General features: G+C 73.2%; 23 protein-coding genes. 21 read left to right on the top strand and 2 right to left on the bottom strand.

Annotated features, from left to right (window positions below; all coding sequences use genetic code 11):
* Window positions 1-12 precede the first annotated feature (12 nt).
* The 8 genes from B446_RS07575 (at window position 13) to B446_RS07540 (ending at window position 8,642) form a co-directional block, all read left to right on the top strand.
* Complete coding sequence (locus B446_RS07575) at window positions 13-1,119, top strand: quinone-dependent dihydroorotate dehydrogenase (RefSeq protein ID WP_020938835.1); 1,107 nt, start codon at window positions 13-15, stop codon at window positions 1,117-1,119.
* Entirely contained in the window at window positions 1,116-1,961 is an 846-nt protein-coding gene (gene pyrF / locus B446_RS07570; RefSeq protein WP_020938834.1) for an orotidine-5'-phosphate decarboxylase, read from the top strand. The genes B446_RS07575 and pyrF overlap by 4 nt, the downstream gene beginning before the upstream one ends.
* A 299-nt stretch (window positions 1,962-2,260) precedes the next feature.
* The gene (locus B446_RS07565) at window positions 2,261-2,584 is read left to right on the top strand and encodes an integration host factor (RefSeq protein ID WP_003977346.1); all 324 of its coding nucleotides are present in this window, start codon (window positions 2,261-2,263) and stop codon (window positions 2,582-2,584) included.
* A 60-nt stretch (window positions 2,585-2,644) separates the two neighbouring features.
* Window positions 2,645-3,202, top strand: coding sequence for a guanylate kinase (gene gmk / locus B446_RS07560; protein ID WP_020938833.1), 558 nt, complete (start codon window positions 2,645-2,647; stop codon window positions 3,200-3,202).
* A 65-nt stretch (window positions 3,203-3,267) separates the two neighbouring features.
* Complete coding sequence (rpoZ, locus tag B446_RS07555; RefSeq protein WP_023842852.1) at window positions 3,268-3,537, top strand: DNA-directed RNA polymerase subunit omega; 270 nt, start codon at window positions 3,268-3,270, stop codon at window positions 3,535-3,537.
* A gap of 145 nt (window positions 3,538-3,682) precedes the next feature.
* Window positions 3,683-4,885, top strand: coding sequence for a bifunctional phosphopantothenoylcysteine decarboxylase/phosphopantothenate--cysteine ligase CoaBC (gene coaBC, locus B446_RS07550; RefSeq protein WP_020938832.1), 1,203 nt, complete (start codon window positions 3,683-3,685; stop codon window positions 4,883-4,885).
* Window positions 4,886-5,158: 273 nt separating this feature from the next.
* The gene (gene metK, locus B446_RS07545) at window positions 5,159-6,367 is read left to right on the top strand and encodes a methionine adenosyltransferase (protein ID WP_020938831.1); all 1,209 of its coding nucleotides are present in this window, start codon (window positions 5,159-5,161) and stop codon (window positions 6,365-6,367) included.
* 106 nt (window positions 6,368-6,473) lie between these two features.
* Window positions 6,474-8,642, top strand: a complete 2,169-nt coding sequence (locus tag B446_RS07540) for a primosomal protein N' (protein ID WP_020938830.1) — start codon at window positions 6,474-6,476, stop codon at window positions 8,640-8,642.
* Window positions 8,643-8,793: 151 nt separating this feature from the next.
* Here B446_RS07540 and B446_RS07535 read toward each other — a convergent pair whose 3' ends face one another.
* A complete protein-coding gene (locus tag B446_RS07535) occupies window positions 8,794-9,348 on the bottom strand; it encodes a hypothetical protein (RefSeq protein WP_020938829.1) in 555 nt (184 codons plus the stop codon).
* Between the two features lie 263 nt (window positions 9,349-9,611).
* Between B446_RS07535 and fmt the strand changes: the two genes are divergently transcribed.
* The 9 genes from fmt to B446_RS07490 all read left to right on the top strand — a co-directional run bounded on the left by fmt (window position 9,612) and on the right by B446_RS07490 (window position 18,971).
* Window positions 9,612-10,544 carry a methionyl-tRNA formyltransferase gene (gene fmt / locus B446_RS07530; protein ID WP_020938828.1) on the top strand — a complete coding sequence of 311 codons (933 nt, stop codon included), beginning with the start codon at window positions 9,612-9,614 and terminating at the stop codon, window positions 10,542-10,544.
* 109 nt (window positions 10,545-10,653) lie between these two features.
* Window positions 10,654-12,081, top strand: a complete 1,428-nt coding sequence (locus B446_RS07525) for an RsmB/NOP family class I SAM-dependent RNA methyltransferase (protein WP_020938827.1) — start codon at window positions 10,654-10,656, stop codon at window positions 12,079-12,081.
* A 219-nt stretch (window positions 12,082-12,300) separates the two neighbouring features.
* Window positions 12,301-12,987 (top strand): ribulose-phosphate 3-epimerase, encoded by a 687-nt coding sequence (gene rpe, locus B446_RS07520; RefSeq protein WP_020938826.1) that lies wholly within the window; start codon window positions 12,301-12,303, stop codon window positions 12,985-12,987.
* Window positions 12,988-13,077: 90 nt separating this feature from the next.
* Complete coding sequence (locus B446_RS07515) at window positions 13,078-14,121, top strand: sugar-binding transcriptional regulator (protein WP_020938825.1); 1,044 nt, start codon at window positions 13,078-13,080, stop codon at window positions 14,119-14,121.
* Window positions 14,122-14,247: 126 nt separating this feature from the next.
* Entirely contained in the window at window positions 14,248-14,703 is a 456-nt protein-coding gene (locus B446_RS07510; RefSeq protein ID WP_020938824.1) for a ribonuclease domain-containing protein, read from the top strand.
* On the top strand, window positions 14,700-15,029 hold the full coding sequence (locus tag B446_RS07505; RefSeq protein WP_020938823.1) for a barstar family protein: 330 nt from the start codon (window positions 14,700-14,702) through the stop codon (window positions 15,027-15,029). Before B446_RS07510 ends, B446_RS07505 begins: the two co-directional genes overlap by 4 nt.
* Before the next feature lie 133 nt (window positions 15,030-15,162).
* Window positions 15,163-16,605 (top strand): GuaB1 family IMP dehydrogenase-related protein, encoded by a 1,443-nt coding sequence (locus tag B446_RS07500; RefSeq protein ID WP_020938822.1) that lies wholly within the window; start codon window positions 15,163-15,165, stop codon window positions 16,603-16,605.
* A 392-nt stretch (window positions 16,606-16,997) separates the two neighbouring features.
* Window positions 16,998-18,491 (top strand): amino acid permease, encoded by a 1,494-nt coding sequence (locus B446_RS07495; protein ID WP_020938821.1) that lies wholly within the window; start codon window positions 16,998-17,000, stop codon window positions 18,489-18,491.
* A gap of 27 nt (window positions 18,492-18,518) precedes the next feature.
* Window positions 18,519-18,971: an Lrp/AsnC family transcriptional regulator gene (locus B446_RS07490; protein ID WP_020938820.1), complete on the top strand. Its 453-nt coding sequence runs from the start codon at window positions 18,519-18,521 to the stop codon at window positions 18,969-18,971.
* Window positions 18,972-19,134: 163 nt separating this feature from the next.
* Here the strand turns inward: B446_RS07490 and B446_RS07485 are convergent, their stop codons facing one another.
* Window positions 19,135-19,875 carry a GntR family transcriptional regulator gene (locus B446_RS07485; RefSeq protein ID WP_020938819.1) on the bottom strand — a complete coding sequence of 247 codons (741 nt, stop codon included), beginning with the start codon at window positions 19,873-19,875 and terminating at the stop codon, window positions 19,135-19,137.
* Window positions 19,876-20,083: 208 nt separating this feature from the next.
* Here B446_RS07485 and B446_RS07480 point away from each other — a divergent pair, with 208 nt between their 5' ends.
* Genes B446_RS07480 through B446_RS07465 form a run of 4 tightly spaced genes read left to right on the top strand, consistent with a single transcriptional unit; the run spans window position 20,084 to window position 24,029 of the window.
* Entirely contained in the window at window positions 20,084-21,244 is a 1,161-nt protein-coding gene (locus B446_RS07480) for an ABC transporter substrate-binding protein (protein WP_020938818.1), read from the top strand.
* Window positions 21,241-22,140 carry an ABC transporter permease gene (locus B446_RS07475; RefSeq protein ID WP_020938817.1) on the top strand — a complete coding sequence of 300 codons (900 nt, stop codon included), beginning with the start codon at window positions 21,241-21,243 and terminating at the stop codon, window positions 22,138-22,140. The genes B446_RS07480 and B446_RS07475 overlap by 4 nt, the downstream gene beginning before the upstream one ends.
* Window positions 22,125-22,946 carry an ABC transporter permease gene (locus tag B446_RS07470; protein WP_020938816.1) on the top strand — a complete coding sequence of 274 codons (822 nt, stop codon included), beginning with the start codon at window positions 22,125-22,127 and terminating at the stop codon, window positions 22,944-22,946. Before B446_RS07475 ends, B446_RS07470 begins: the two co-directional genes overlap by 16 nt.
* Before the next feature lie 6 nt (window positions 22,947-22,952).
* A complete protein-coding gene (locus B446_RS07465) occupies window positions 22,953-24,029 on the top strand; it encodes an ABC transporter ATP-binding protein (protein WP_020938815.1) in 1,077 nt (358 codons plus the stop codon).
* Window positions 24,030-24,031 lie beyond the last annotated feature (2 nt).

Raw genomic sequence — 24,031 nt, 5'->3', positions numbered from 1 at the left:
CATGAGGACACCATGTACAAGATCTTCTTCAATCTCGTCTTCAAGCGGATGGACCCCGAGAAGGCCCACTACCTGGCCTTCCGCTGGATCCGTCTCGCGGTGCGCGTCCCGGTGCTGCGCACGTTCGTCGCGGCCGCCCTCGCGCCCCGCCACAAGGAGCTGCGCACGGAGGCCTTCGGGCTGCGCATGCACGGCCCCTTCGGGCTCGCCGCCGGCTTCGACAAGAACGCCGTCGCCATCGACGGCATGTCGATGCTGGGCTTCGACCACGTGGAGATCGGCACGGTCACCGGGGAGCCGCAGCCCGGCAACCCCAAGCGGCGGCTGTTCCGGCTCGTCGCGGACCGCGCGCTGATCAACCGCATGGGCTTCAACAACGACGGCTCGCTCGCCGTCGCGGCCCGCCTGGCGACCCGTGAGCCGGTCTTCCGGACCGTCGTCGGCGTCAACATCGGCAAGACCAAGGTCGTGCCCGAGGAGGAGGCCGTCGGCGACTACGTGAAGTCCGCCGAGCGGCTCGCCCCGTACGCCGACTACCTCGTGGTCAACGTCTCCTCGCCGAACACGCCCGGCCTGCGCAACCTCCAGGCGACCGAGGCGCTGCGCCCGCTGCTCGCCGCCGTCCGCGAGGCCGCCGACCGCACCGTCGCCCACCGGCGCGTCCCGCTCCTGGTGAAGATCGCCCCGGACCTCGCGGACGAGGACGTCGACGCCGTCGCCGACCTGGCCGTGGAGCTCGGTCTGGACGGCATCATCGCCACCAACACCACCATCGCCCGCGACGGCCTCGGCCTGCGCTCCGCGCCCTCCCTGGTCAAGGAGACCGGCGGACTGTCCGGCGCCCCGCTCAAGGAGCGCTCCCTGGAGGTCCTGCGCCGCCTGTACGCGCGCGTGGGCGACCGGATCACCCTGGTGGGCGTCGGCGGCGTCGAGACCGCCGAGGACGCCTGGCAGCGCATTCTGGCCGGTGCCACGCTGGTCCAGGGATACAGCGCGTTCATCTACGAGGGTCCCTTCTGGTCCCGCGCCGTCCACAAGGGCCTCGCCGCGCGTCTGCGCACCAGCCCGTACGCCACCCTCGCCGACGCGGTCGGCGCCGACGTGAGGAAGTCCGCATGAGTGTTCTGGAGCCCTTCGGCGCCCGTCTGCGCCGCGCGATGGACGAGCGCGGCCCGCTGTGCGTCGGCATCGACCCGCACGCCTCCCTGCTCGCCGAGTGGGGCCTGGGCGACGACGTGGCCGGTCTGGAGCGGTTCAGCCGCACGGTCGTGGAGGCGGTGGCCGACCGGGTCGCCGTCATGAAGCCGCAGAGCGCCTTCTTCGAGCGGTTCGGCTCACGCGGCGTCGCCGTCCTGGAGACGTGCGTCCAGGAGGCACGGGCGGCCGGCACGCTGGTCGTGATGGACGCCAAGCGCGGCGACATCGGCTCCACGATGGCCGGGTACGCCGAGGCCTACCTGCACAAGGACGCCCCGCTGTTCTCCGACGCCCTCACCGTCTCGCCCTACCTCGGCTACGGTTCGCTGAGCCCGGCCGTCGCCCTGGCCCGGGAGAGCGGGGCCGGCCTGTTCGTGCTGGCGCTCACCTCCAACCCGGAGGGCCCCGAGGTGCAGCACGCGGTGCGGGCCGACGGGCGCACCGTGGCCGCCACCGTCCTGGCGCACCTGGCCGCCGAGAACGCGGGCGAGGAGCCGCTGGGCTCCTTCGGCGCGGTCGTCGGCGCGACGGTGGGCGACCTGTCGGCGTACGACCTCGCGGTCAACGGCCCCCTCCTCGCGCCCGGTGTCGGGGCGCAGGGCGCGACGCCGGCCGATCTCCCCGCGGTGTTCGGGCCGGCGCTGCGCAACGTCGTGCCGAACGTCAGCCGGGGTGTGCTGCGGCAGGGTCCCGACGTCAGGGCGCTGCGCGCGGCCACGGAGCGCTTCGCGGAGGAGATCAGGACCGCCGTCGCCGGTGGCTGAGTCCTCCGCGCGGCCCTCGGCGGGCGGTGCCGGGACGGCTTGAGCGTGAATACATCCTCAAATCGGGGGCAGTATGTCTGAAATGTCCGGCCTGACGGCGGCTGACCAGTACTTTTCCGCTGTTCTCGCTGACTCTGGCGGACTTGACCGCTAGTCTCCGAGCAGTGGGGGCACCTCCCGCGCCCCTCAGAACAGTGGGGGAGAACGGGCAGCGTGTTGCTCGTGGCTCCCCAGGTGTGGGGCGACTAGGTTCCTCACCGGTCCGTATCCGACAGTTCGACATCCGAGGTGACGTAGGCGTGGCTCTTCCGCCCCTTACCCCTGAACAGCGCGCAGCCGCGCTCGAAAAGGCCGCCGCGGCTCGCCGGGAGCGGGCCGAGGTCAAGAATCGACTCAAGCACTCCGGCGCCTCCCTGCACGAGGTCATCAAGCAGGGCCAGGAGAACGACGTCATCGGCAAGATGAAGGTCTCCGCGCTGCTCGAGTCCCTGCCGGGCGTGGGCAAGGTCCGCGCCAAGCAGATCATGGAGCGTCTGGGCATCTCCGAGAGCCGCCGTGTGCGCGGTCTCGGGTCCAACCAGATCGCTTCCCTGGAGCGTGAGTTCGGCAGCACCGGTTCCTGAGTCCGGCTCCCGCCGGACCGGGAGTCCCGGGCACCCCGGGATTGCTGGAATAATCGCTGCATGAGTGAACGTCCGCGGCTGACCGTGCTCTCCGGCCCCTCGGGGGTCGGCAAGAGCACGGTCGTCGCTCATATGCGCAAGGAACACCCCGAGGTCTGGCTCTCGGTGTCGGCGACGACCCGCAAGCCGCGCCCCGGCGAGCAGCACGGAGTCCACTACTTCTTCGTCACCGACGACGAGATGGACAAGCTGATCGCCAACGGGGAACTGCTGGAGTGGGCCGAGTTCGCCGGCAACCGTTACGGCACGCCCCGCGCGGCCGTGCTGGAGCGGCTGGAGAACGGCGAGCCCGTCCTGCTGGAGATCGACCTCCAGGGCGCGCGGCAGGTCCGCGCGTCCATGTCCGACGCCCAGCTGGTGTTCCTGGCCCCGCCCTCCTGGGAGGAGCTGGTGCGCAGGCTGACCGGCCGGGGGACCGAGCCGCCCGAGGTCATCGAGCGCCGTCTGGCCGCGGCCAGGACGGAACTGGCCGCCGAGCCGGAGTTCGACGAGACCTTGGTCAACACCTCCGTCGAGGACGTGGCCAGCGAGCTGCTAGCCTTGATGGACGTTGTGTGATCGTGACGGCCGTGTTCGACCGGGTCACACCGACTGATTCTTTCCCACCCATCGGAAGGTAGAGCGTGTCCTCTTCCATCACCGCGCCCGAGGGCATCATCAACCCGCCGATCGACGAGCTCCTCGAGGCCACCGACTCGAAGTACAGCCTCGTGATCTACGCGGCCAAGCGTGCCCGCCAGATCAACGCGTACTACTCGCAGCTCGGCGAGGGCCTCCTCGAGTACGTCGGTCCGCTCGTCGACACCCACGTGCACGAGAAGCCGCTCTCGATCGCCCTGCGCGAGATCAACGCGGGCCTGCTGACCTCCGAGGCCATCGAGGGCCCGGCGTAACGGCACCGCCCGATCGCAGTTGCTTCATCCGACAGGCCCGGCAGCCACTCCCCCCGGAGGGGGACCCTGCCGGGCCTGTGGTGTGTGATGGTCCCGTACGTTGCTCGGTACGAGGGCGCGTACGTCGTCGAGCCGGGGAGAGATGGTGGACAAGCCGAGGGTCGTTCTGGGGGTCAGTGGCGGCATCGCCGCGTACAAGGCCTGTGAGCTGCTGAGGCGGTTGACCGAGTCGGGCCACGACGTGCGCGTGGTGCCCACCGCCTCCGCCCTGCACTTCGTGGGCGCCGCGACCTGGTCGGCGCTGTCCGGCAACCCGGTCTCCACAGAGGTCTGGGACGCCGTCCACGAGGTCCCGCACGTCCGCATCGGCCAGCACGCCGACCTCGTCGTGGTGGCCCCGGCGACCGCCGACATGCTCGCCAAGGCCGCCCACGGCCTCGCCGACGACCTGCTGACCAACACGCTCCTCACCGCCCGCTGCCCGGTGGTCTTCGCCCCGGCGATGCACACCGAGATGTGGGAGCACCCCGCCACCCAGGAGAACGTGGCCACGCTGCGCCGCCGTGGCGCCGTCGTCGTCGAGCCCGCCGTCGGCCGGCTCACCGGGGTCGACACCGGCAAGGGCCGGCTGCCCGACCCGGCGGAGATCTTCGAGGTGTGCCGCCGGGTGCTGGCCCGGGGCGCGGCCGGGCCCGACCTCGCCGGCCGGCACGTGGTCGTCTCCGCCGGCGGCACCCGCGAGCCCCTCGACCCCGTGCGCTTCCTCGGCAACCGCTCCTCCGGCAAGCAGGGCTACGCCCTCGCCCGCACGGCCGCCGCGCGCGGCGCCCGGGTCACCCTGATCGCCGCCAACACGGGTCTCGCCGACCCCGCGGGCGTCGACGTCGTCCAGGTCGGCACCGCCGTGCAGCTGCGCGAGGCGGTCCTGAAGGCCGCCGGGGACGCCGACGCCGTGGTCATGGCGGCCGCCGTCGCCGACTTCCGCCCCGCGGTCTACGCCTCCGGCAAGATCAAGAAGAAGGACGGCCAGGAGCCGGAGCCGATCGTCCTGGTGCGTAATCCGGACATCCTCGCGGAGATCTCGGCCGAGCGCGGCCGCCCCGGACAGGTCGTCGTCGGGTTCGCGGCCGAGACCGACGACGTCCTGGCCAACGGGCGCGCCAAGCTGGCCCGCAAGGGCTGCGACCTGCTCGTGGTGAACGAGGTGGGCGAGCGCAAGACCTTCGGTTCCGAGGAGAACGAGGCCCTCGTGCTCGGGGCCGACGGCAGCGAGACGCCCGTTCCGCACGGACCGAAGGAAGCCCTCGCGGACACCGTCTGGGACCTCGTGGCGGTCCGGCTGGGCTGAGCCGGTTGGGCCGTTCGCACCGCATCGATTCGGCCGTTCGGTGTCATTTTTCCGTACCACGATGTCGTGCGATCCCGCGTGGCGCCCCTGGCCAAGGCCGCGCGGCATTGTGCAGAATGCCCGTGCCGCAGGTCACAGCGCTCCCGAGAGGCGAGACGGGTGGGCCGGTGGTCGAGCGCGACCGATAAACTGTTCACGGACGACGCCGGGCGCAGCCTCCGCGCGTGGTCCGCCAATGATCAGCCAGCAGCCGCTGCAACCCCAGGGAGCGTTGTGTCCCGTCGCCTGTTCACTTCGGAGTCCGTGACCGAGGGTCACCCCGACAAGATCGCTGACCAGATCAGCGACACCATTCTCGACGCGCTCCTGCGCGAGGACCCGTCCTCCCGCGTCGCCGTCGAGACGCTGATCACCACCGGCCTCGTGCACGTGGCCGGCGAGGTCACGACCAAGGCCTACGCGGACATCGCGACCCTGGTCCGCAGCAAGATCCTGGAGATCGGCTACGACTCCTCGAAGAAGGGCTTCGACGGCGCCTCCTGCGGCGTGTCCGTCTCGATCGGCGCGCAGTCCCCGGACATCGCCCAGGGTGTCGACACGGCGTACGAGTCCCGGGTCGAGGGCGACGAGGACGAGCTGGACAAGCAGGGCGCCGGCGACCAGGGCCTGATGTTCGGCTACGCGTCCGACGAGACGCCGACGCTGATGCCGCTGCCGATCTTCCTGGCGCACCGCCTGTCCAAGCGCCTCTCCGAGGTCCGCAAGAACGGCACCATCCCCTACCTGCGCCCCGACGGCAAGACCCAGGTCACCATCGAGTACGACGGCGACAAGGCCGTCCGCCTCGACACGGTCGTGGTCTCCAGCCAGCACGCCTCCGACATCGACCTGGAGTCGCTGCTCGCCCCCGACATCCGCGAGTTCGTCGTGGAGCCGGAGCTGAAGGCGCTGCTGGACGACGGCATCAAGCTGGACACCGAGGGCTACCGCCTGCTGGTGAACCCGACCGGCCGCTTCGAGATCGGCGGCCCGATGGGCGACGCCGGCCTCACCGGCCGCAAGATCATCATCGACACCTACGGCGGCTTCGCCCGGCACGGCGGCGGCGCCTTCTCCGGCAAGGACCCGTCCAAGGTCGACCGCTCGGCCGCCTACGCCATGCGCTGGGTCGCCAAGAACGTGGTCGCCGCCGGCCTGGCCGCGCGCTGCGAGGTCCAGGTCGCCTACGCCATCGGCAAGGCCGAGCCGGTCGGCCTGTTCGTGGAGACCTTCGGCACGGCCAAGGTCGAGGCCGAGAAGATCGAGAAGGCCATCGACGAGGTCTTCGACCTCCGTCCGGCCGCGATCATCCGCGACCTCGACCTGCTCCGCCCGATCTACGCCCAGACGGCGGCGTACGGCCACTTCGGCCGCGAGCTGCCCGACTTCACCTGGGAGCGCACGGACCGCGTGGAGGCCCTGCGCAAGGCCGTGGGTCTGTAAGGGTCTGTAACCCGCACGGATCATCCACCGAGGCCCGGTCCCCGCACGGGGGCCGGGCCTCGGCCGTCCGGTCCGGTTGTCGGTGCCGTTTGGTAAGAATGCAAGCGTGAGCAGCGAGAACGGGGCGCCCCGGGACGGCGGGGACGGCACGGACGGCGGGGCCGAAGGGGCGCCGCCGGAGCAGCTCGCGCTCATCCGGGAGACCGTCCGCCGGGCCGACGTGCCCCGGGCCAAGCCCCGGACCTGGCGCGGGGCCGCGCTCGCCAAGGACCTGCCGGTCGCCCGCGTGCTCGTCGACAAGGGCGTGCTGCACCTCGACCGGTACTTCGACTACGCGGTGCCCGAGGAGATGGACGCCGACGCACAGCCCGGGGTGCGGGTGCGGGTGCGGTTCGGGGCCGGCCGGGGCCGGGTGCGCGAGGGGCGCCGGGAGGGCGGCGGGCTCATCGACGGGTACCTCGTCGAGCGGCGGGCCGAGTCCGACTACGCGGGACCGCTGGCCGCCCTCGCCCAGGTCGTGTCGCCCGAGCCGGTGCTGAGCGAGGAACTGCTCGGGCTCGCCCGGGCCGTCGCCGACCGGTACGCGGGCAGCCTCGCCGACGTGCTGCAACTCGCCGTCCCGCCGCGCAGCGCCCGCGCCGAGCGACGCCCCTCGCCCGAACCCCTGCCGGCGCCGTCCGCGCCCGGCGCCGGGTCCTGGACGCGGTACGAGCACGGGGGCGCCTTCCTGGACGCGCTGGCCGCCGGGGGAGCGCCCAGGGCGGTGTGGAGCGCCCTGCCGGGCCCGCAGTGGAGCGATGAGCTGGCCCGGGCCGTCGCCGCGACGCTCGCCTCGGGACGCGGCGCGCTCGTCGTCGTCCCCGACGGACGGGCCGCGGCGCGGGTCGACGCCGCGCTGACCGCGCTGCTGGGCGAGGGCCGGCACGCCCTGCTCACCGCCGACGCGGGACCCGAGAAGCGGTACGCGCAGTGGCTGGCGGTCCGGCGCGGCGCCGTACGGGCCGTGGTCGGGACGCGGGCCGCCATGTTCGCCCCCGTGCGGGACCTCGGGCTCGTCGCCATCTGGGACGACGGCGACGACAGCCACAGCGAGCAGCACGCCCCCCAGCCGCACGCACGCGACGTGCTGCTGCTGCGCGCCGCCCTCGACCGGTGCGCCTTCCTGCTGGGCGGGTGGAGCTGCACGGTCGAGGCCGCGCAACTGGTGGAGAGCGGCTGGGCGCGGCCCCTGGTCGCCGGGCGCGAGGAGGTACGGCGGGCCGCGCCCCTGGTGCGCACCGTCGGCGACGAGGACCTCGCGCGCGACGAGGCCGCCCGGGCCGCCCGGCTGCCCACCCTCGCCTGGCAGGCGGTCCGCGAGGGGCTGCGGCACGGACCGGTGCTGGTCCAGGTGCCCCGCCGGGGGTACGTGCCCCGCATGGCGTGCGACCGGTGCCGGGCGCCGGCCCGGTGCCGGCACTGCGCCGGGCCGCTGGAGGCGCGGGACGCGGGAGCGCTGACGTGCGGCTGGTGCGGGCGCGAGGAGGCGGCCTGGCACTGCCCCGAGTGCGGCGGCTTCCGGCTGCGCGCCCAGGTGGTCGGGGCCAGGCGGACCGCCGAGGAGCTGGGGCGGGCGTTCCCCGCCGTGCCGGTGCGCACCTCGGGGCGTGAGCACGTGCTGGACACCGTGCCGGGCACGCCCGCGCTGGTCGTGAGCACCCCGGGGGCCGAGCCGGTCGCCGAGGGCGGCTACGCGGCCGCCCTGCTGCTGGACGGCTGGGCCATGCTCGGCCGGCCCGACCTGCGGGCCGGGGAGGACGCGCTGCGCCGGTGGATCGCGGCCGGTGCCCTGGTGCGGCCGCAGGGGGAGCACGGGACCGTCGTCGTGGTGGCCGAGCCGACGTTGCGGCCGGTGCAGGCGCTGGTGCGGTGGGACCCCGTCGGTCACGCGGTGCGGGAACTGGCCGAGCGGGCCGAGCTGGGCTTCCCGCCGGTGTCCCGGATGGCGGCCGTCTCGGGGACCGGCGAGGCCGTGGCCGAGTTCCTGGGCGCGGCACAGCTGCCGCAGGACGCCGAGGTGCTCGGTCCGGTGCCGGTGCCGCCGACCCTCCCCGGCCGGCCCCGCAGACCGGGCGCGCCCCCGCCGGGCGAGCACTGGGAGCGGGCGCTGGTCCGGGTGCCGCCGGGCAGCGGCTCCGCGCTGGCCGCCGCCCTGAAGACGGCCCAGGCGGCGCGGATGGCGCGGGGGGCGGGGGAAGCGGTGCGGGTGCGGATCGATCCGCCCGACATCGGCTGAGGGTGCCGTCCCGGCGGGGGGGGGGGCGTTTTGGGTGCGGGGTGGTGGGGGCTGGGCGCGCAGTTCCCCGCGCCCCTGGGTGGGGATGCTTGGGCGGTGTTTTTCGGTGCCCTCCCGGAGGGGGCCGGGAGGGCGGGGTGGCCGGTGCCGGTCAGCCGTTGCGGGGGCCCGGGAAGGCCGTGGGACGGGGGTCCTCGCGGAGGGTGGGGCTGCCCGCGGTGGGCTGGGTGGGCATGGAGCGGGCGGCGGGCACCGTCGGGACCGCGGGCAGTGCGGGCAGTGCGGGCAGCGCGGGGTTGAGGGTCCGGGTGCCGGACGGCTCGGTCGCCCGCTCGGTCTCGGCGGCGGCCTGGGTGGCGGCGCGGCGGGCGCCGTAACGGCGGTGCACCGCCTGCTTGGTGACCCCGAGCGCCGAACCCACCGCGTCCCAGGAGAAGCCCAGCGAGCGGTCGAAGTCCACGGCGGCCGTGACCAGCGTCTCGACGCTGTCCCGCAGCTCCTGGGCGAGGCGGACCGTCGGGGCGGGTGCCCGTCCGTAGACGACGAAGCCCGTGGAGGGGCCGGAGCGGCGGGGACGGTAGACGTTGCCCAGCTGGGCGGTGAGCGTGCGCAGTGCGTCCACCTGCCGGCGGACCCGCTCGATGTCCCGCACCAGCAAGTGCAGGCTGGCCCGGGCCTGGGCGTCGTGGGTTGCGTGGTCGGCCATGAACAAGCCTCTCGAACCGGCGTTGAAAGGAACTGGGCCCGCGAAAGCGGCCCGATGTGGTCAACTCTTTCTTGACCAACGCGTAGGCGCTCCGCTGGTCACGGGCTGGGGGCGTACAGGCATATGCGTACGCCGCCCTCCCCTTCGTGCACCACCGCTCCCGGGGAGCCCTCCGCCCGTGGCCGGCGGGGCGGTGGTCAGGCGCGGGCCATAGACTGGTGCGCTGCCCGTCCAACCCCCGCCCGAGAGGCCCGATCCCGCCCATGAAGCTGGTCTTCGCCGGTACCCCCGAGGTCGCCGTTCCCGCCCTGGACGCCCTCATCGCCTCCGGGCGGCACGAGGTCGCCGCCGTCGTCACGCGGCCCGACGCACCGGCAGGGCGCGGACGCAGGCTGGTCGCCTCGCCCGTGGCCGAACGGGCGGCGGAGGCCGGCATCGAGGTGCTGAAGCCGGTCAGGCCGCGGGACCCCGCGTTCCTGGAGCGGCTCCGGGAGATCGCCCCGGACTGCTGCCCGGTCGTCGCCTACGGCGCGCTGCTGCCCAGGGCCGCCCTGGACATCCCGGCGCACGGCTGGGTCAACCTGCACTTCTCGCTGCTGCCCGCCTGGCGCGGGGCCGCGCCCGTGCAGCACGCCCTGATGGCGGGCGACGAGATCACCGGTGCCGCCACCTTCCTCATCGAGGAGGGCCTCGACTCCGGCCCCGTCTACGGCACGGTCACCGAGGAGATCCGGCCCACCGACACCAGCGGTGACCTGCTCACCCGGCTCGCCTTCGCCGGCGCAGGACTGCTGGCCGCCACCATGGACGGCATCGAGGACGGCACCCTGAAGGCGGTGCCGCAGCCGGCGGAGGGCATCACCCTCGCGCCCAAGATCACCGTCGAGGACGCCCAGGTGGACTGGGCCACGCCCGCGCTGCGCGTGGACCGGGTGGTGCGCGGCTGCACCCCGGCCCCCGGCGCCTGGACCACGTTCCGGGGCGAGCGGCTCAAGATCGTCCAGGCCGTGCCGGTGCCCGAGCGCACCGACCTCACCCCCGGGCAGCTCGCCGTCGGCAAGAACAGCGTGCACGTCGGCACCGGCTCCTACGCCGTCGAGCTGCTCTGGGTGCAGGCGCAGGGCAAGAAGCCGATGCGGGCGGCTGACTGGGCGCGCGGGGTGCGCATCGCCGAGGGCGAGCACGTCGGCGGCTGAGCGCCCGCCGCGACGGCGGCCGCCCGCTCCGCCCCGGGCGGCGGGGGTGACCGCGTCGCGACGTACGCTGGGAACCGCACCCCCTTCTTCCCATCCGGAGCACCTTTTCGTGAGCGAGCAGTCCCGGCGGCCGCACCGGCCCGCCAAGCCCTACCGCCGTCCCCAGAAGGACCCCGTCCGCATCCTCGCCTTCGAGGCGCTGCGCGCCGTGGACGAGCGCGACGCGTACGCCAACCTGGTGCTGCCCCCGCTGCTGCGCAAGGCGCGCGAGAAGGAGGGGCCGGACAAGTTCGACGCGCGGGACGCCGCCCTCGCCACCGAGCTGGTGTACGGGACGCTGCGCAGGCAGGGCACGTACGACGCCGTCATCGCGGCCTGTGTGGACCGGCCGCTGCGCGAGGTCGACCCACCGGTGCTCGACGTGCTGAGCCTCGGCACGCACCAGCTGCTCGGGACCCGGATCCCGACGCACGCGGCGGTGTCCGCCTCCGTCGAGCTGGCACGGGTCGTGCTGGGCGACGGGCGGGCCAAGTTCGTCAACGCCGTGCTCCGCAAGGTCGCGCAGAACGACCTGGACGGCTGGCTGGAGAAGGTCGCGCCGCCCTACGACGAGGACCCCGAGGACCACCTCGCCGTCGTGCACTCGCACCCCCGCTGGGTCGTCTCCGCGCTGTGGGACTCCCTGGGCGGCGGCCGCGCCGGCATCGAGGACCTGCTGGAGGCGGACAACGAGCGGCCCGAGGTGACCTTGGTGGCCCGGCCGGGCCGGGCCACGACGGACGAGCTGCTCCGGGAGGAGGCCGCCGTGCCGGGGCGCTGGTCCCCGTACGCCGTGCGGCTCACCGAGGGCGGCGAGCCCGGAGCCGTCGAGGCGATCCGCGAGGGGCGGGCCGGGGTGCAGGACGAGGGCAGCCAGCTGGTCGCCCTCGCGCTCGCGAACGCCCCGCTCGACGGTCCGGACCGCGCGTGGCTCGACGGGTGCGCGGGCCCCGGCGGCAAGGCGGCGCTGCTCGGCGCCCTCGCCGCCGAGCGCGGCGCCGTGCTGCTCGCCTCCGAGAAGCAGCCGCACCGGGCGGGCCTGGTGGCCAAGGCCCTGGACGGCAACCCGGGGCCGTACCAGGTGATCGCCGCCGACGGCACCCGGCCGCCGTGGCGGCCCGGCACCTTCGACCGGGTGCTGATGGACGTGCCCTGCACCGGCCTGGGAGCCCTGCGCAGGCGGCCCGAGGCCAGGTGGCGGCGACGCCCGGAGGACCTGGAGAACTTCGCCCCGCTGCAGCGCGCCCTGCTGCGCACCGCGCTCGACTCGGTGCGGGTCGGCGGGATCGTCGGCTACGCCACCTGTTCCCCGCACCTCGCCGAGACCAGGGCGGTCGTCGCCGACGTGCTCAAGCAGTACCCCGACACCGAACTCGTCGACGCCCGCCCCCTCCTTCCCAACGTCCCCGCCCTCGGCGACGGCCCGGACATCCAGCTCTGGCCCCACATGCACGGCACGGACGCGATGTACCTGTCCCTGATCCGCCGCACCGCCTGACCCGAGAAGAGGCGCGCCCCCAGGACACCGATGCTCCCGGCCGGCTGTCCCCACCTCAGGGGCGCGGGGAACTGCGCGACCAGCCCCCACCGGCCGGCAGCCGAAACTCGTCAAGGGGCGCGGGGAACTGCGCGACCAGCCCCCACCGGCCGGCAGCCGTAGCCCAACCGCGACAGACCACCGTTACTGCCGAGCGCAGCGACATGGCAGGCTTGGGGCATGGCCGCGCAGATCAACCCCAGCATCCTGTCCGCCGACTTCGCCCGCCTCGCGGACGAGGCGCGGGCGGTCGAGGGAGCCGACTGGCTCCACGTCGACGTCATGGACAACCATTTCGTCCCGAACCTCACGCTCGGCGTGCCGGTCGTGGAGTCACTGGCCCGCGCCACGGGCACCCCGCTGGACTGCCACCTGATGATCGAGGACCCGGACCGCTGGGCCCCCCAGTACGTCGAGGCGGGCGCCTCCTCCGTCACCTTCCACGTGGAGGCGGCGGCCGCGCCCGTACGGCTCGCCCGGGAGATCCGCGCCAAGGGCGCCCGCGCCTCCATGGCGCTCAAGCCCGCGACGCCGATCGAGCCGTACGAGGACCTGCTCCCCGAGCTCGACATGCTGCTGATCATGACGGTCGAGCCGGGCTTCGGCGGCCAGGCCTTCCTCGACATCATGCTCCCCAAGATCCGCCGCACCCGCGAGCTGATCGGCAAGCACGGACTCGAGCTGTGGCTGCAGGTCGACGGCGGTGTGTCGGCCTCCACGATCGAGCGCTGCGCGGACGCGGGGGCGGACGTCTTCGTCGCCGGGTCGGCGGTCTACGGGGCGAAGGACCCGGCGGAGGCGGTACGTGCACTGCGCAACCAGGCGGACGCGGCCACCGCCCAGGCATCCTGGGCATGCGACCACTGAGCCACGGCTATGTGAACGGTTGAATGTAGGCCGCCCATCAGGGCGGAGCAGTCGCGCCGGATCTGCAAGGATGAACGGCGAATCCAGAGTGTGAACAGCAGTGAGGAGATCGCCGTGTCGGGTATGTCGGCGGGCCGGTCAGCCATGCGGATGGGACCCGCTGAGCTGGTGCAGGCGGCGGCCATGGCCCGCCGCTTCTACCTCGAGGGCAAGTCCAAGATCCAGATCGCCGAGGAGTTCGGCGTCAGCCGCTTCAAGGTGGCCCGGGTCCTGGAGACCGCCCTCGAACGGGATCTCGTTCGGATCGAGATCCGCGTCCCGGCCGAGCTGGACGCAGAGCGCTCCGACGCGCTCCGCGCCCGCTACGGCCTCAGGCACGCCGTCGTGGTCGAGTCCCCGGCCGAGGCGGAGGAGACCCCCGACCCGGAGAACCTGGGCGAGGTCGCGGCCGACCTGCTCGGCGAGCTCGTCAACGAGGGGGACGTGCTCGGCCTGGCCTGGGGCCGCTCCACCATCCACATGGCGGCGGCGCTCGACCGGCTGCCGCCGTGCACGGTGGTGCAGCTGACGGGCGTGTACGACGCCGGGACCGCCGAGCGCGGCTCGGTCGAGGCGGTGCGCCGCGCCGCCCAGGTCTCGGGCGGCGACGCCCACCCCATCTACGCGCCGATGCTGCTGCCGGACGCGGCCACCGCCGGGGCGCTGCGCCACCAGACCGGCATCGCCCGGGCCTTCGAGTACTTCGACAAGGTCACGGTCGCCTGCGTCTCCATCGGCTCCTGGGAGCCCGGCATCTCGACCGTGCACGACATGCTCAGCGACGAGGAGCGCGCGCACTACGCGTCGCTCGGTGTCGCCGCCGAGATGTCCGCGCACCTCTTCGACGCCGAGGGCCGCCGGATCGGGCGCGACCTGGGGGAGCGGTGCATCACGGTCAAGACCGACCAGCTGCGCCGTATCCCGGAGGTCGTGGCGATCGCCGGCGGCCAGCGCAAGGCGTCCGCGATCGACGCGGTGCTGCGCTCGGGTCTGGTCACCAGCCTGGTGACCGACACCTCGGCGGCCGACTACCTGATGACGGCGGGCCCGACCCCGAAGCCCGCCCTCAGCCGGGCGGACCCGGACGGTCACTGAGGCAGCTCCGCGACAGTCCGCGCGCCGCACCTGACGGGTCCCCCCGGTGGGTCGCCGGCGGGCATGACGGACCCGCGGTGGGTCGCACGGCGGACGTGACGGGACGGGCGTGGCAGCATCGGCGGCATGCTGCCCCGTCCCGCCCCCCGACCGCTCCCGCGGCTGCCGCGGCTCCTGCGCGCCCTCGCGGGGCTGCTGGTCTGCCTGTGCGCCCTGCTGGCGGGGTGCTCACCCGGCACGGACCCGGGCACGACCGCGGGCACCGCGCCGGCCTCGGGCGTGTCCACGCCCGCATGGGCCCGGGGCACGGCCACCGTGCCGGAGTCCCGGCTCCCGGCCGAGGCCCGGCGCACCCTCGCCCTCATCGACCGGGGCGGACCCTTCCCGTACGCCAGGGACGGCATCGTCTTCGGGAACCTGGAGCGGCTGCTGCCCGGCCACCCGCGCGGCTACTACCACGAGTACACGGTGCCCACCCCCGGCGCGCACGACCGCGGGGCGCGGCGGCTCGTCACCGGCCGGCGCGGGGAGGTCTACTACACGGATGACCACTACAACTCGTTCCGGGCGGTGCTGAGATGAGCGAAGACCTGACGGACCGGCTCGTGGTCACCCTCGACCTCACGGGCGTCACCGACAAGGCCGGCCTGATGGACCGCGCCGCCCGGGCGCTGGCGCTGCCCGACTGGTTCGGCCGCAACTGGGACGCGCTCGCGGACTCCCTCGGCGACCACACGGTGTGGCCCGGGACCGCCGTCGAGCGCGGGATGCTGGTCGTCGTGCGGGGCTGGCGGCCGTACGCGGACGCGGCCCCCGGCGAGTGGCAGACCGCGCAGGACGTGTTCGCCGAGGCCGTCGACCGCACGCCCCGGCTCGCCGTCGTCCTGGCCCTTGGAGGATCCTCCTAGCCCCTCTCCGCCGGGCCTGGAGGTTCTGTGAGGGCCGGACAGCGCGTGCGTCATGGGAGAATGAAGTACGTGCTTCTTTCCCCCTGGCGCACCCGTCGGGGGGTCACCTCTGATCGACTGGGATGTGCGGCACGTGCGTTTCCTCAATGACATCCAGCCCGCGTACGACCTGACGTACGACGACGTCTTCATGGTGCCGAGCCGCTCCGCGGTCGGCTCGCGTCAGGGCGTGGACCTCTCCTCGCCGGACGGCACGGGCACCACCATCCCGCTCGTCGTCGCCAACATGACCGCCATCGCCGGCCGCCGCATGGCCGAGACGGTGGCCCGGCGCGGCGGCCTGGTGGTCATTCCGCAGGACATCCCGATCGACGTGGTCACCGACGTCGTCTCCTGGGTCAAGAGCCGCCACCTGGTGCTGGACACCCCGATCGTGCTGGCCCCGCACCAGACCGTCGCCGACGCCCTCGCGCTGCTGCCCAAGCGGTCCCACAACGCCGGTGTCGTCGTCGACGACCAGCAGCGCCCCGTCGGCGTGGTCACGGACGCCGACCTGAGCGGCGTCGACCGCTTCACCCAGCTCGAAGTGGTCATGTCCAAGGACCTGCTGCTGCTCGACGCGGACATCGACCCGCGCGAGGCGTTCACCACCCTGGACACCCACAACCGCCGCTACGCGCCCGCCGTGGACAAGGACGGCAGGCTCGCCGGCATCCTGACCCGCAAGGGCGCGCTGCGCGCCACGTTGTACACCCCGGCCGTCGACAGCCGCGGCAGGATGCGCGTCGCCGCCGCCGTCGGCATCAACGGCGACGTGGCCGGCAAGGCCAAGCAGCTGCTCGACGCGGGCGTGGACACGCTCGTCATCGACACCGCGCACGGCCACCAGGAGTCGATGATCAGCGCGATCAAGCTGGTCCGCGCGCTCGACCCGCAGGTGCCGATCGCGGCGGGCAACATCGTCTCCGCCGAGGGCGTCAAGGACCTGATCGACGCCGGCGCGGACATCGTCAAGGTCGGTGTCGGCCCGGGCGCCATGTGCACCACCCGCATGATGACCGGCGTGGGCCGGCCGCAGTTCTCCGCCGTCCTGGAGTGCGCCGCCGAGGCGCGCAAGTACGGCAAGCACGTGTGGGCCGACGGCGGTGTCCGCCACCCCCGCGACGTGGCCATGGCCCTCGCGGCCGGCGCGTCCAACGTGATGGTCGGCTCCTGGTTCGCGGGCACCTACGAGTCCCCGGGCGACCTCCAGCAGGACGCGGGCGGCCGCCTGTACAAGGAGTCGTTCGGCATGGCCTCCGCGCGCGCGGTGGCCAACCGCACCTCGGAGGAGTCGTCGTACGACCGGGCCCGCAAGGCGCTGTTCGAGGAGGGCATCTCCACCTCGCGCATGTTCCTGGACCCCGCCCGTCCCGGTGTCGAGGACCTGATCGACTCGATCATCGCGGGTGTCCGCTCGTCCTGCACCTACGCCGGCGCCGGCTCCCTGGAGGAGTTCGCCGAGAAGGCCATCGTCGGCGTCCAGAGCGCCGCCGGCTACGCCGAGGGCAAGCCGCTGCACGCCAGCTGGAGCTGAGCCGCCGCGGGCCGGCCCGTGCCGCCCCGGCCGACGGCCCTCGCCCCCTTCCCGACCGGGAGGGCGCGGGGGCCGTCGGCGTTCCCGGGGCCCGTGCGGTGGCGCGCCGGTCCGTACGCCGCGCCGTGCTCCTCAAGACTCCGTAAAAGGCGCTGGTGAGGGGGTTGCGCAACGGTCGTGAGCGTGGGCGCAACGAATCGGCGTTCCGGGCGGATGAACGCAAGGATGATGCCCGGGCGCGCAAGGTTGCTGCATTACGCCCGTGAAGCGGTCCCCCGTAGTGTGCTGCGCTGTACGTGGCGCGGCGGGGACTCCGCTCGGCGGGTCCCTGCCCCTGCGGGGCTCCCGCCCGTCCCCGCCCGCATCGACCGGCAGCGATAAGGAGCCCGCGCGTGCTCGACCAAGGCGCACCCCCGCAGAACGAGAGAACGGCAGCCCCCGCGTCCCCGGGCGTCGCCGCGCGCCTCATGCGACGCAAGCCCGTCGAACGCCTGGTCGCGGAGGGCGGCCAGGGTGAGGGAGGGTCGCTGCGCCGCTCCCTCGGACTGTGGCAGCTGACGATGATCAGCATCGGTGCCACGCTGGGCACCGGCATCTTCGTCGTCCTCGGCGAGGCCGTGCCGAAGGCGGGCCCGGCCGTCACCCTCTCCTTCGTGATCGCCGGCCTCACCGCGCTGTTCTCGGCGCTGTCCTACGCCGAGCTGGCGGGCACCATCCCGGTGGCCGGATCCTCGTACTCGTACGCGTACGCGACCATGGGCGAACTCATCGCCTGGGTCTGCGGCTGGTGCCTGCTGCTGGAGTACGGCGTCTCGGTGGCCGCCGTGGCGGTCGGCTGGGGCGAGTACCTCAACGAGCTGCTGGACGGCACCATCGGCGTCACCATCCCGAAGGCCCTGGCGAACCCGCCCGGCGTCGACGGCGGCGTCTTCAACCTGCCGGCCCTGATCGTCGTCATCCTCGCCATGGTGTTCCTGCTCGGCGGTGCCAAGGAGTCCGCGCGGGCCAACACCATCATGGTGTGCGTGAAGATCGCCGCGCTGGTGCTGTTCTGCACCATCGGCTTCATGGGCTTCAAGTCCGGCAACTACGCGCACTTCATGCCGCTCGGCATGGCGGGCGTCAGCGCGGCCGGTGCCACGCTGTTCTTCTCCTACATCGGCTTCGACGCCGCCTCCACCGCCGGTGAGGAGGCCAAGAACGCCCAGCGCGACCTGCCCCGCGCCATCATGCTGTCCCTGGTCATCGTGACCGCCCTGTACGTGCTGGTCGCGGCGGTCGCCGTCGGCGCGAAGCCGTGGCGGCAGTTCAACGACTCCGAGGCCGCGCTCGCCCAGATCATGAAGGACGTCACCGGCCAGAGCTTCTGGGGCACGCTGCTGGCCTTCTGCGCCGTCATCGCCATCGCGAGCGTCGTCCTCACCGTGCTCTACGGCCAGACCCGCATCCTCTTCGCGATGTCGCGCGACGGTCTGGTGCCCAAGATCTTCGCCAGGGTGCACCCGAAGACCGGCGCCCCGCGCGCCAACACGGTGATCGTCTCCCTGTTCTGCGGTGTCCTGGCCGCCGCCGTCCCGCTGGGCCAGCTCGCCGACGCCACCAGTATCGGCACGCTGTTCGCCTTCGCTCTGGTCAACGTCGCCGTCGTGGTGCTGCGCCGGACCCGCCCGGGCATGGAGCGCACCTTCCGCGTCCCGCTGTCGCCGGTGCTGCCCGCGCTGGGCTTCGCCTTCTGTGTGTGGATGATGGGCAGCCTGTCCGCCGTGACCTGGGTCGTGTTCGGAGTCTGGATGGCCGTGGGGCTCGTGTTCTACTTCGGGTACGGCTACCGCCGTTCCCGCCTCGCGACCGCCGCCCCGGACGTCGTGCCGGCGGCAGAGAAGTGACCGAACCGGAGAAGTGAACCACCGCCCGTGCTGAACGATCTCGACGAACGCATCGTGCACGCCCTCGCCGAGGACGCCCGCCGCTCCTACGCGGACATCGGGCAGATGGTCGGCCTGTCGGCCCCCGCCGTCAAACGGCGGGTGGACCGGCTGCGGGCCACCGGAGCCATCACCGGCTTCACCGTCCGGGTGGACCCGGCGGCCCTCGGTTGGGAGACCGAGGGGTTCGTCGAGATCTACTGCCGGCGCAACACCTCGCCGGAGACCATCCAGCGCGGCCTGGAGCGCTACCAGGAGGTCGTGGCCGCGTCGACGGTCACCGGCGAGGCGGACGCGGTCGTGCAGGTCTTCGCCTCCGACATGCGCCACTTCGAACGCGTCCTGGAGCGCATCGCGGGCGAGCCTTTCGTGGAACGCACCAAGTCGGTCCTGGTCCTGTCCCCCCTCCTGCGCCGCTTCTCCTCCGGCGCCCCGGGCTAGCCGGCAAGCCGCAGACCGAGCACGCCCAGGGGCGCGAGGAACTGCGCGGGCAACCACAGCGGACCCGCACCTGGCGACGAGCGCGCGCCCTCCCAGGGGCGCGGGGAACTGCGCGAACCGCCACAGCGGGCCCGCGCCCGGCGACGGTCGAGGCTCGCGGGCGCTATTCCGCCCTCTTCCGCGCGAGCGGATTGTTCCCGATCGAGTTGTGCACGCTGAAGCTCACCGCGTCCGGCCGGTAGCGGTCGTCCGACCACTCCACCGGGCGCCCCTCGCGCGTCGTCGTCACGCGCCGCACCCGCAGCAGCGGACTCGTCCGGCGCACCCCGAGCAGCTCGGCGTCCAGCGCGCCGGAGGCCACCGCGTCGATGACGTGCTCCCCGTAGGCGAAGACCAGACCGGTGTCGTCGTACAGACGCTGGGTGACCGAGGCGCAGTCGGGCTCGATCGCCTCGACCGCGGGGGAGATCCAGTCGGCGTACACCGTCCGCTCCAGCAGCACCGGCTCGCCGTCCAGGCCGCGTACCCGCAGCACGTGCAGCACCGGGACACCGACGGCCAGCTGCAGGCGTACGGCGTCCTCGTGGCCGGCCGGGCGGTACTCCTGGGTCACCACACGGCCGGTCGCCTCCCGGCCCATGGCCCGCGCCCACTGGGCGAAGCTGCGCAGCTCCGCGAAGCTCTGGTTGGGGCGGCCGGCCAGCACCACCCGGCGGGCGCCCTGCCGGGACCCGATGAGCCCCTCGGCGGTCAGCGCCGCGACGGCCTGGCGGACGGTGCCGCGCGAGACGCCGTAGTGCGCGGCCAGTTCCGACTCCGAGGGCAGCCGGCTGCCGACCGTGTACTCCTCCCGGTCGATCGCGCGGCGCAGCTCGTCCGCGATCTCCTCGTGTCGCGCCGTCATGCTTCCCCTCTGCGTAGGCCGCTGTGCACAGCGTGACCAGCCTAGTCGACAGCCGAGCATGATCGGTTGCGGCCGGAAGTGTGCAGGGAATCAGGGGCCGGTGTTTCACCGGCGTTCATGGACGGGACATCGACGCCGGGCGTACTGAGGCCAACTTGTTCAGACAAGTTTCGCTCCACCTCACCCTCGTGCGCCCCCTGGAGAGACCGTGACCGTGTCCCTGCCGAGAAACGCCGTCCTCGGCGGCTCCCTCGCCGTCGTCGCCGCGCTCGCGCTGAGCGCCTGCGGCGCCGCCCCCGACAACGCGGCCAGCACCACCAAGACCGGCAAGAACGCCGCCACCGCCACCTCGGCGGCCGACTTCGGCGGCCTGGACGCCTTGGTCGCGGCGGCCAGGAAGGAGGGGAAGCTGCACATCATCGCGGTGCCCCGGGACTGGGCCGACTACGGCGCGATCATCGACGGCTTCCAGAAGAAGTACGGCATCAAGATCGAGGACGAGAGCCCCGACGGCTCCAGCCAGGACGAGATCAACGCCGTCACCTCCAGGAAGGGCCAGGACCGCGCGCCCGACGTCCTCGACCTCGGCAGCTCCTTCGCCCTCGGCGCCGCCCAGCAGGGCCTGCTCGCGCCGTACAAGGTGGCCGCCTACGGCGACCTCCCCGAGGCGCAGAAGGACCCGCAGGCCCGCTGGTACAACGACTACGGCGGCTACATCTCCATCGGCTGCGACGCCAAGCGGGTGAAGACCTGCCCCACCACCTTCAAGGACCTGCTCAAGCCGCAGTACAAGGGCCAGGTCGCCCTCAACGGCAACCCCACCAAGTCCGGCTCGGCCTTCGGCGGCGTCTACGCGGCCGCCCTCGCCGACGGCGGCTCCTTCGACGACATCCAGCCCGGCCTGGACTTCTTCGCCAAGCTGAAGAAGAACGGCAACTACACGCCCGTCGAGTCCACCCCGGCCACCGTCGAGAAGGGCGAGACCCCGATCTCCATCGACTGGGACTACCTGAACGCCGGCTACGCCGACGAGTTCAAGTCCAAGGGCGTGGACTGGAAGGTCTCCATCCCGGCCGACGGCCAGTACGCGCAGTACTACTCCCAGGCGGTCAACAAGGACGCCCCGCACCCGGCGGCCGCCCGCCTGTGGCAGGAGTACCTCTACAGCACCGAGGGCCAGAACCTGTGGCTCAAGGGCTACGCCCGCCCCGCCCTGATGACCGCCATGGACAAGGCCGGCACCCTCGACAAGACAGCCGCCGCCAAGCTCCCGAAGGTCACCGGCACGCCCGCCTTCCCGACCGAGGACCAGCAGAGCAAGGCCAAGACGGCCCTCGCGCAGGGCTGGGGCAAGGCCGTCTCCGGATGACCGCCGCCCTCCCGCGCGCGGACGTGGCGCCCGTCGCTCCGGCGAAGCGGCGGCGCCACGCCCTCGGCTGGCTGGCCGTGGTGCCGCTGCTGGTGTTCACGGCGATCGCCTTCGGACTGCCGGCCCTGGCCGTCCTGGACGGCGCCTTCACGGCCAAGGACCCGGCCACCGGCGCCACCTCGTACACCACCGGCAACCTCACCACCTCGCTCCAGGGCCCGTACCTCACCGCGCTGCTCGGCAGCGTCAAGCTGTCGGCGGTCTCCGCTGCGCTCGGCGCCCTGCTCGGGCTGCCCCTCGCCCAGGCCGTGGTCGGCTCCCGCTCCCGCGCGCTGCGCGAGGCCGTGCTGACCGCGTCCGGTGTGCTCGCCAACTTCGGCGGGGTCCCGCTCGCCTTCGCCTTCGTCGCCACCCTCGGCAACGCCGGCGTGCTCACCGTGCGCCTCGGCCTGAAGGACAGCGGCTGGGACCTGTACAGCTTCTGGGGCCTGGTCCTCGTCTACCTCTACTTCCTGATCCCGCTCATGGTCCTCACCATCACCCCGGCCCTGGAGGGCCTGCGCTCCCAGTGGCGCGAGGCCGCGCTGAACAACGGCGCCACCGGGGCGCAGTACTGGCGGCACGTGGCCCTGCACGTGCTGGCGCCCTCCCTGCTCGGCGGCCTGGTGCTGCTCTTCGGCAGCGCCTTCGCCGCCTACGCCACCGCCGCCGCGATGGTCGGCAGCGCGGTCCCGCTGGTCACCCTGCAGATCGCCGACGCCCTGTCCGGCAACGTCCTGGTCGGCCAGGAGAACGTCGCCCTCGCCCTCAGCCTCGACATGGTGCTGGTGGCGGGCCTGGTGATGGCCGTGTACCTGCCCCTGCAACGACGGAGCGCCCGATGGCTCGACGCCTGACCCCGTGGCGATGGGCCGTCCTCGGCCTGGCAGCCCTGTACTTCCTGGTGCCGCTCACCGCCTCCGTGATCTTCACGGTGGACGTGCCCGGGCACGGTGTCACGTTCGACGCCTACACGAGGATCCTGTCCACCGACGGCTTCGTCTCCAGCCTGCTGCTCTCGCTGGAACTGGCCGTCGCCACCATCGCGGTCGTCCTGCTGCTGATGGTGCCCGCGGCGGTCGCGCTCAGGCTCGGCGCGCCCCGGCTGCGGCCGGTGGTCGAGGTGGTGTGCTCGCTGCCGCTGGTGGTGCCGCCGATCGCGTTCGTCGCCGGGATCGTCACCGTGTTGAAGTGGGGGCCGGAGCACCTGTCCCGGACCCCGCTGTTCCAGACGTTCGTGGCGATCCAGAACGAGAACTTCCCGGTGGTCCTGGTCCTCGCCTACGTCGTCATGGCGCTGCCCTTCGTCCACCGCGCCCTGGACGCCGGACTGCGCTCCGTCGACGTGCGGACCCTGGTCGAGGCCGCCCGCAGCTGCGGTGCCTCCTGGCCGCGGGCGCTGGTCAGGGCCGTGCTGCCGAACCTGCGCGGGGCCCTGCTGAACGCGTCCTTCCTCACCCTGGCGCTGGTCCTCGGCGAGTTCACCGTCGCCCAGCTCCTCGGCTTCCGGCCCTTCGCCGTGTGGATCTACGACGTCGGCGGGTCGCAGGCCCAGATGTCCGTCGCCGTGTCCGTGCTCAGCCTGCTCGTCACCTGGGCCCTGCTCCTCGCGCTCGCCGGTGCCGGCGGCGGACGCGCCCGAACCGCTTCTGACCGGGGATGAACCGCCATGACCGTCACCACGCCCGAGAAGGCAACGGCCGTCAAGGCCGCCACCGTCGAATTCCGCTCACTGCGGCGGGAGTTCGGGTCCACCGTCGCCCTCGACGGACTCGACCTGAGCGTCCGGCCCGGCGAGTTCCTGGCCCTGCTCGGCCCGTCCGGCTGCGGCAAGACCACCGCGCTGCGCATGCTCGCCGGGTTCGAGCACCCCGACTCCGGTGCCGTCCTGGTGGACGGTGAGGACGTCACCCGGGTCCCGGCCCACCGCCGCGACGCCGGGATGGTCTTCCAGTCGTACAGCCTCTTCCCGCACCTGAACGCCCTCGACAACGTCGCCTTCGGGCTGCGGATGCGCAACGTCCGCACCGCCGAACGCCGTTCCCGTGCAGGCGAGTTGCTGGAGCTGGTCGGCCTCGGCGACAAGGGTGGCCGCTACCCGCACCAGCTCTCCGGCGGCCAGCAGCAGCGCATCGCGCTGGCCCGCGCCCTCGCGCTGCGCCCGCGGGTGCTGCTGCTCGACGAGCCGCTGTCCGCGCTGGACGCCAAGGTGCGCCTCACCCTGCGCGAGGAGATCCGCCGGCTCCAGCAGGAGCTCGGCATCACCACGCTTTTCGTCACCCACGACCAGGAGGAGGCGCTGTCCGTCGCCGACCGGGTCGCCGTCATGCGGGACGGCCGGCTCGAACAGTGCGCCGAGCCCGCCGAGTTGTACGGCCGGCCCGCCACCGCCTTCGTCGCCGAGTTCGTGGGCACCATGAGCCGGCTGCCGGGCGTGCTGAAGGACGGCACCGCCGACGTGCTCGGGCAGCGGCTGCCGGCCGACGGCGAGGTGCCCGACGGCCCGGTGGACGTGCTGGTGCGGCCCGAGGCCGTACGGCTGCGCGCCGACGAGCGGGGTGGCGCCCGGGTGGTCGCCACGGCCTTCCTCGGCGCGGTCGTCCGGGTCACCGTACGGCTGGCCGACGGCACCGAGGCCAAGGCCGACCTGCCCGCCCACGAGGCCGCCGGCCTCGGCGCCGGAACCGCCGTCACCGTGTCGCTGCCCGAGCGGCCGGTGCTGGTGGCCGAACGCATCCAGAAGTGAGG

Source organism: Streptomyces collinus Tu 365 (assembly GCF_000444875.1).
Classification (GTDB): domain Bacteria; phylum Actinomycetota; class Actinomycetes; order Streptomycetales; family Streptomycetaceae; genus Streptomyces; species Streptomyces collinus_A.
This window is presented reverse-complemented; position numbering and strand designations above follow the sequence as displayed.

What these genes read in the sequence shown, in the direction of transcription:
- pyrF (WP_020938834.1), top strand. Translation starts at nt 1,116, where the DNA reads ATGAGTGTTCTGGAGCCCTTCGGCGCCCGTCTGCGCCGCGCGATGGAC.
- B446_RS07510 (WP_020938824.1), top strand. Translation starts at nt 14,248, where the DNA reads ATGCTGCCCCGTCCCGCCCCCCGACCGCTCCCGCGGCTGCCGCGGCTC.
- B446_RS07505 (WP_020938823.1), top strand. Translation starts at nt 14,700, where the DNA reads ATGAGCGAAGACCTGACGGACCGGCTCGTGGTCACCCTCGACCTCACG.
- fmt (WP_020938828.1), top strand. Translation starts at nt 9,612, where the DNA reads ATGAAGCTGGTCTTCGCCGGTACCCCCGAGGTCGCCGTTCCCGCCCTG.
- B446_RS07575 (WP_020938835.1), top strand. Translation starts at nt 13, where the DNA reads ATGTACAAGATCTTCTTCAATCTCGTCTTCAAGCGGATGGACCCCGAG.
- B446_RS07485 (WP_020938819.1), bottom strand. Translation starts at nt 19,875, where the DNA reads ATGACGGCGCGACACGAGGAGATCGCGGACGAGCTGCGCCGCGCGATC.
- B446_RS07465 (WP_020938815.1), top strand. Translation starts at nt 22,953, where the DNA reads ATGACCGTCACCACGCCCGAGAAGGCAACGGCCGTCAAGGCCGCCACC.
- B446_RS07475 (WP_020938817.1), top strand. Translation starts at nt 21,241, where the DNA reads ATGACCGCCGCCCTCCCGCGCGCGGACGTGGCGCCCGTCGCTCCGGCG.
- rpe (WP_020938826.1), top strand. Translation starts at nt 12,301, where the DNA reads ATGGCCGCGCAGATCAACCCCAGCATCCTGTCCGCCGACTTCGCCCGC.
- gmk (WP_020938833.1), top strand. Translation starts at nt 2,645, where the DNA reads ATGAGTGAACGTCCGCGGCTGACCGTGCTCTCCGGCCCCTCGGGGGTC.
- B446_RS07470 (WP_020938816.1), top strand. Translation starts at nt 22,125, where the DNA reads ATGGCTCGACGCCTGACCCCGTGGCGATGGGCCGTCCTCGGCCTGGCA.
- B446_RS07535 (WP_020938829.1), bottom strand. Translation starts at nt 9,348, where the DNA reads ATGGCCGACCACGCAACCCACGACGCCCAGGCCCGGGCCAGCCTGCAC.